Below are 6,654 nucleotides of genomic sequence, written 5' to 3'. Positions count from 1 at the left end.
AATTCTTATGCTATATTAGAAAAAGCTTCACGGAAAAGAAGCATTCCTATTGACAATACCAAAAACAGCAGAAATTTACTACACATCAGCTCTAAAAAACAAGAAGGTGATATGCATGAAACAAAAATCAATTTTATTCCCTTGTCTGCTGCTTGCCGCTTCTGTATATGCATGGCTTGAAAGCGGCCAAGCCGAACTGTTTTCAGGGCAGGGTCAATGGCCTGTTCTCCTCATGCTGTTAGGCGCAGCCTTTGTATATCAAGGAAAAAAAGAAGCCGTTACACCACACTTCTTTATCGGTTTGCTTCTTTTCGGGATCGGCTTGCACTTTTTCGCCAAGCCGAAATGGCCATGGTGGCCGGATGATTTTGAAATGCTCGTATTTATCATCGGCTTCTCGCTCTTGGTGTCAACCGTTCAGAAAAAAGAATATGTATATGAAGCTGTATCAATGATTTGTTTTTCCCTGTTTTTGTACTTTTTCAAACAAATTATGGCATGGCTAGAATCTGCTCATATTCCGACAGCGCTTCTGAAAGAGTATTGGCCGTTTGTCTTTATTGGAATCAGTTTATTGTTATTATTGATAAAACGGAAAAAATCTATACGATAAATAAAACCGGCAGAGAGTTTTCTCTACCGGTTTATCATTTTTTTGATCGCTCCCCAAGCTTCGTCTTTCCCCTTTTTCGTTTCTGAGGAGAAGAGAATCAGCTCGTCTTCCGGATCAATATTTAGTGTCTGTCGGACAACCTTCGCGTGTTTGTCCCATTTTCCTTTCGGGATCTTATCTGCCTTTGTAGCGATAATAATAACAGGAATGCCGTAATACTTTAAGAATTCATACATCTGCACATCATCATTAGACGGCGCATGCCGCAAATCAACGATCTGCACTACTGCTTTCAATTCCTCGCGTGTCGTGATGTAGGTTTCAATCATTCTGCCCCAAGCTTCACGCTCGGATTTTGACACTTTGGCAAAACCGTAACCCGGTACATCCACAAAATGCAGCTCATCATTGATAATGTAGAAATTGAGCGTTTGTGTTTTTCCCGGTTTAGATGATGTTCTCGCAAGATTTTTGCGATTGATTAATGAATTGATAAAAGACGATTTTCCCACGTTCGATCTTCCGGCCAGTGCAATTTCCGGAAGCCCGCCCTCAGGGTACTGTTCCGGCTTAACTGCACTGATCACGATTTCTGACTTTGTGACTTTCATTTCTTCTCTCCTACTAAGGCATGTTCCAAAACTTCGTCTAAGTGGGACGCCAATATAAATGTGAGCCCCTCTCTGACGCTTTCAGGAATATCCTCTATATCTTTTTCATTCTCTTTAGGCGCAATAATGGTCGTTAATCCCGCTCTATGTGCGCCAAGCGCTTTTTCCTTCAATCCGCCGATCGGCAGCACGCGCCCGCGAAGCGTAATTTCCCCAGTCATGCCGACTTCACGCGAAACGGCACGTCCCGTTAAAGCAGAAACAAGCGCTGTCGCCATCGTAATACCGGCTGACGGACCATCTTTAGGCACCGCACCCTCAGGTACATGTATATGAATATCATACTTCTCATGAAAGTCAGGTTCAATGCCAAGTTCTTCTGTTTTTGAACGCACATAGCTGAATGCAGCCTGAGCTGACTCTCTCATGACATCTCCAAGCTTTCCTGTCAGGATCAATTTCCCTTTCCCTGGAGATAGAGATACTTCAATCGACAGCGTATCTCCGCCGACGGTTGTATAGGCAAGCCCTGTAACTACACCAACCTGATCTTCTGTTTCAGCTTGTCCGTACCTGAAAATGCGTTTTCCGATAAAGTCCTGAAGATTCTTCTCAGTGACCGTAATCCGTTTTCGCTCTTCAGCAACAATGGCTTTTGCAGCCTTACGGCAAATCGTGGCAAGCTGGCGTTCAAGGCTTCTCACACCCGCTTCTCTCGTATAGTAGCGGATAATATCAAGAATCGCCTGGTCACGCAGCTGCAGGTTGCTTTTCTTCAGCCCGTGTTCCTTGATCTGCTTTGGAAGCAGGTGGTCTTTCACGATTTCGAGTTTTTCTACTTCTGTGTAGCCCGCAATATTAATAATCTCCATTCTGTCTCTTAGCGGACCCGGGATCGTGGCCAAATTGTTTGCCGTTGCAATAAACAGCACTTTTGATAAATCAAAGGTTTCTTCAATATAGTGATCACTGAAGGTGCTGTTTTGCTCTGGATCAAGCACTTCAAGCATAGCAGATGACGGGTCGCCTCTGAAATCAGATGACATTTTGTCAATTTCATCTAATAAAAAGACAGGATTTAGCTTGCCGGCTTTTTTCATCCCTTGAATAATGCGTCCAGGCATTGCTCCAACATAGGTCCGTCTGTGTCCGCGGATCTCTGATTCGTCACGCACTCCGCCGAGTGAGATTCTGACGAATTCCCGTCCCATACTTTTTGCAATTGATTTGGCTAAAGACGTTTTTCCGACACCTGGAGGTCCTGCCAAGCAGAGAATCGGGCCTTTCAGGGATTTTGTCAGCTGCTGGACAGCCAAATATTCTAAGATACGTTCTTTCACTTTCTCAAGTCCGTGATGCTCTTCATCTAAGAGACGTCCTGCCTCTTTCAAATCAAGCTTATCATCTGTCTCATCCGTCCACGGAAGAGCGATCAGCCAGTCAATATAGTTGCGTATCACAGAGCTTTCCGCAGAACTTGACGGAATTTTTTCGTATCTGTTCAATTCCTTAAGTGCGGTTTCCTTCACATGGTCAGGCATGCCTGCTTCTTCAATTTTTTCCGTCAGCGTCTGAACTTCGCCTGTTTTACCTTCTTTATCGCCAAGCTCTTTTTGAATCGCCTTCATTTGTTCACGCAAGTAGTATTCCTTCTGCGTACGCTCCATCGAACGTTTGACGCGCTGGCCGATTTTTTTCTCGATCTCCAGCACTTCTTTTTCATTATTGATAAAATCAATGACCTTGTTCAGTCTGTCTTTGACGTCAGCCGTTTCTAAAATATCCTGCTTATCCTTTAGCTTAAGGGGCAGGTGAGAAGCAACGATGTCTGCCATTCTCCCTGGCTCTTCGATATCAGTAACCGCGGCGTAAGTTTCAGCCGAGATTTTTTTGGAAATTTTTATGTACTGATCAAAGTGGTCTAACAAAGTCCGCATCAATGCTTCGTCTTCTGTATCTTTTGAATCATCTTCATGAATCAGCTGAATGTCGACCGACGTGTAATCCTCATGCTCATTGTATTTGACGATTTGGGCACGCTTGAGGCCCTCAACCAACACACGAATCGTACCGTTCGGAAGCTTCAGCATTTGCTTAATTTTTGTATAGGTGCCGACAGTAAAAATCTCATCTTCACCTGGTTCGTCTATCGAAATATCCTGCTGAGTGGCTAAAAATATCATATGGTCATGCATCATTGCCTGTTCAAGGGCCTGAACCGACTTGTCACGTCCTACATCTAAATGCAAAACCATCGTCGGGTACACCAATAAACCTCTTAAAGGGAGGAGCGGGATGCTGCGTTTTAATTCTTCTGCCATGTGACTGACACCTCCGTGACTTTAGTATGAACCATTATAATACAACTTTTTCATCCTTGTACAATAAACGGCATGGTTCCATTTTCTATAAAACAGTCTCCTCGTAGTATACCCTTTCTTTCTGATATGAAAAAGGAAAAGATGTCCTTCATGAAAAAAACCCTATTATAAAAATAGGGTTTAAACGGATTCTTTATTGATTTCAATATTAAACGGTTTTTGTTCTGTTGGCGGATTCACTAAAATTTCATCAAGTACTTCCTGGAACGTCTTCACTGCAATAATTGTGATTCCGTCAATTTGCTTTAAGATCGACTGCTGATTTTCATGTGGGATAATCACTTTTTTCGCACCGGACTGCTTGGCAGCTTTTATTTTCGGAATGACGCCTCCAATGGGCTTCACAAGACCATTCAGGCTGATTTCGCCCGTCATGGCAACGGTATTGTCAATTGGGATTTTGTGAATCGCCGAGAAAATTCCCGCTGCCATCGCGATGCCTGCCGACGGTCCGTCAATCGGAATCCCTCCTGGGAAATTGATGTGAATATCATAATCAGACGGGTTCATCCCCATTGTCCGGAGCACGGTTAACACGTTTTCAACCGAACCCTTCGCCATGCTTTTTCGCCGGATTGATTTTGATTGGCTGCCGATGCTTTCTTCTTCAGCTATTCCTGTGATATTAATTGATCCTTTATCCTGAGCCGCGGTTACGCTCACTTCGATTTCCAGAAGCGATCCGCTGTTAGGTCCATATACTGCAAGCCCATTTACAATGCCGACTTGCGGTTCGGCGCCAATTTTCTGCTCGTGCTTCGGAGTAAGCTGGCTGGAATGGATAACCCATTCAATATCTTCAATCGTAATGTCTTTCCGATTCTCCGTCACGGCCATCCCTGCGGCGATTTGAATCATGTTAACGGCTTCGCGCCCGTTCCGCGTATAGCTGGTCAGCAGGTCCAGACTCTCGTCAGAAATGTTTTTTTCAATTTTATCCGCTGCTGTTTTGGCAACTGTTTTCAGCTCATCCTTTTCAAGCTCGCGGAAAAACACCTCTAAACAGCGGGATCGGATAGCTGGCGGAATTTCGTTCGGCATTCTTGTCGTCGCGCCAATCAGGCGAAAATCTGCCGGCAGCCCATTTTGAAAAATATCGTGAATATGATTCGGGATTTGTGTGTTTTCCTCGCTGTAATACGCACTGTCTAAAAAGACTTTTCTGTCCTCAAGGACCTTCAGCATTTTATTCATTTGAATAGGATGCAGCTCCCCTATTTCATCAATAAACAGCACACCGCCGTGGGCATGGGTAACAGCTCCCTGCTTCGGCTGCGGAATCCCCGCCTGTCCCATTGCTCCGGCCCCTTGGTATATGGGGTCATGGACAGAGCCGATGAGCGGATCGGCAATTCCTCTTTCATCAAAACGTGCTGTTGTCGCATCGAGTTCCACAAAAACAGCCTGCTCTTTAAACGGCGATTGTTTATGTTTTTTCGCTTCTTCTAATACAAGCCGTGCAGCAGCTGTTTTTCCGACGCCCGGAGGTCCATAGACAATGACATGCTGAGGATTCGGCCCGCATAAAGCCGCCTTTAAAGCTTTAATGCCATCTTCCTGTCCGACGATATCTTGAAAGCTTTTGGGGCGGACCTTTTCAGATAATGGCTCGGACAAGCTGATAGCGCGCATTTTCCGAAGCTGCTCCATTTCCTTCTTTGATTCCTTATCTATCGTGACCTTTTGTGTCCTTTGATTTTTAAGCAAATTCCAAAAATACAAACCAATGATGATCCCAAAAAACAGCTGAATAAATAACGCGATCCCTGTCCAACTCATGATGGTCCCTCCTGAAAAACAATTTATGTATCCAATTCATTCCTCTGATTGCTAGTATCTCCCACAGAAGGCGGGAATAAACGTTTTTCCGGAAGAGATTGCATGACAAAAAAACCTCCTGAATGTCACCATTCAGGAGGTTCGTGCTTATCTTTATGCAGATGTTTTATCTTGGCTTACCTCAGTGCCGTCTTTTAATAAGAGGCGAGGCGGCTCTCCATGTGTCACAGTTGCCCCAGTAATCACACATTTTTCAATGTCATCACGAGAAGGCAGCTCAAACATCACATCAAGCATGATACCTTCAATGATAGAACGGAGTCCACGTGCTCCAGTCTTGCGTTCAATTGCTTTTTTAGCAATTTCAGAAAGCGCTTCTTCTTCAAACTCAAGCTCTACATTGTCAAGCTCAAGCATTTTCTTGAATTGCTTAACAAGAGCGTTTTTCGGTTTTGTTAAGATCGCAACCAATGCTTCTTCGTCGAGCTTTTCAAGACTTGCAATAACAGGAAGACGTCCGATAAATTCAGGAATTAACCCGAAGCGGAGCAAGTCTTCAGGAAGCACTTTTGAGAGAAGATCTTCTTTCTCAAGATCAGCAGCTTTATTGTCCCCGCCGAATCCAATCACTTTTTGGCCTAAACGGCGTTTGATGATTTGTTCGATACCATCGAAAGCACCGCCGCAAATGAACAAAATATTTGTTGTGTCAATTTGAATGAATTCTTGATGAGGATGCTTACGTCCTCCTTGAGGCGGCACGCTTGCCACTGTACCCTCAAGAATTTTAAGCAATGCCTGCTGTACACCTTCACCTGACACGTCACGTGTAATAGACGGGTTTTCTGATTTTCTTGCCACTTTATCGATTTCATCGATATAGATAATGCCTTTTTCTGCTTTTTCCACATCATAATCAGCAGCTTGAATGAGCTTCAAGAGAATATTCTCTACATCTTCACCCACGTATCCAGCTTCAGTCAAAGACGTAGCGTCCGCAATCGCAAACGGCACATTTAAAATGCGAGCCAATGTTTGAGCCAGAAGGGTTTTACCGCTTCCTGTAGGGCCGATTAATGAAATGTTACTTTTCGAAAGCTCAACATCATCAACCTTGCTGTTGGAATTAATGCGCTTATAGTGGTTATACACAGCAACAGCGAGTGATTTCTTCGCCTGATCCTGGCCGATGACATATTCATTCAGAATTTCGCGGATTTCCTGAGGCTTCGGTACGTCTTTAAATTCTACTTCTTCTTCTGTTCCGAGC

5 protein-coding genes are annotated in these 6,654 nt (G+C 44.2%); 1 reads left to right on the top strand and 4 read right to left on the bottom strand.

Annotated elements, in window-relative coordinates:
* Positions 1-115 precede the first annotated feature (115 nt).
* The gene (locus RAC86_RS33360; RefSeq protein ID WP_014114672.1) at positions 116-613 is read left to right on the top strand and encodes a hypothetical protein; all 498 of its coding nucleotides are present in this window, start codon (positions 116-118) and stop codon (positions 611-613) included.
* 23 nt (positions 614-636) lie between these two features.
* Here the strand turns inward: RAC86_RS33360 and yihA are convergent, their stop codons facing one another.
* The 4 genes from yihA to clpX form a co-directional block, all read right to left on the bottom strand.
* Positions 637-1,224 (bottom strand): ribosome biogenesis GTP-binding protein YihA/YsxC, encoded by a 588-nt coding sequence (gene yihA, locus RAC86_RS33355; RefSeq protein ID WP_014114673.1) that lies wholly within the window; start codon positions 1,222-1,224, stop codon positions 637-639.
* The gene (lon, locus tag RAC86_RS33350; protein ID WP_014114674.1) at positions 1,221-3,545 is read right to left on the bottom strand and encodes an endopeptidase La; all 2,325 of its coding nucleotides are present in this window, start codon (positions 3,543-3,545) and stop codon (positions 1,221-1,223) included. The genes yihA and lon overlap by 4 nt, the downstream gene beginning before the upstream one ends.
* A 180-nt stretch (positions 3,546-3,725) precedes the next feature.
* Positions 3,726-5,384 carry an ATP-dependent protease LonB gene (gene lonB / locus RAC86_RS33345; RefSeq protein WP_072566639.1) on the bottom strand — a complete coding sequence of 553 codons (1,659 nt, stop codon included), beginning with the start codon at positions 5,382-5,384 and terminating at the stop codon, positions 3,726-3,728.
* 153 nt (positions 5,385-5,537) lie between these two features.
* A partial coding sequence (gene clpX, locus RAC86_RS33340) for an ATP-dependent protease ATP-binding subunit ClpX (protein ID WP_377886537.1) occupies positions 5,538-6,654 on the bottom strand: 1,117 nt, incomplete at its 5' end.

Source organism: Bacillus sp. LR_5 (genome assembly GCF_042709275.1).
The sequence above is the reverse complement of the archived record's forward strand: the minus strand, read 5'-3'. Positions and strand labels throughout refer to the sequence as shown.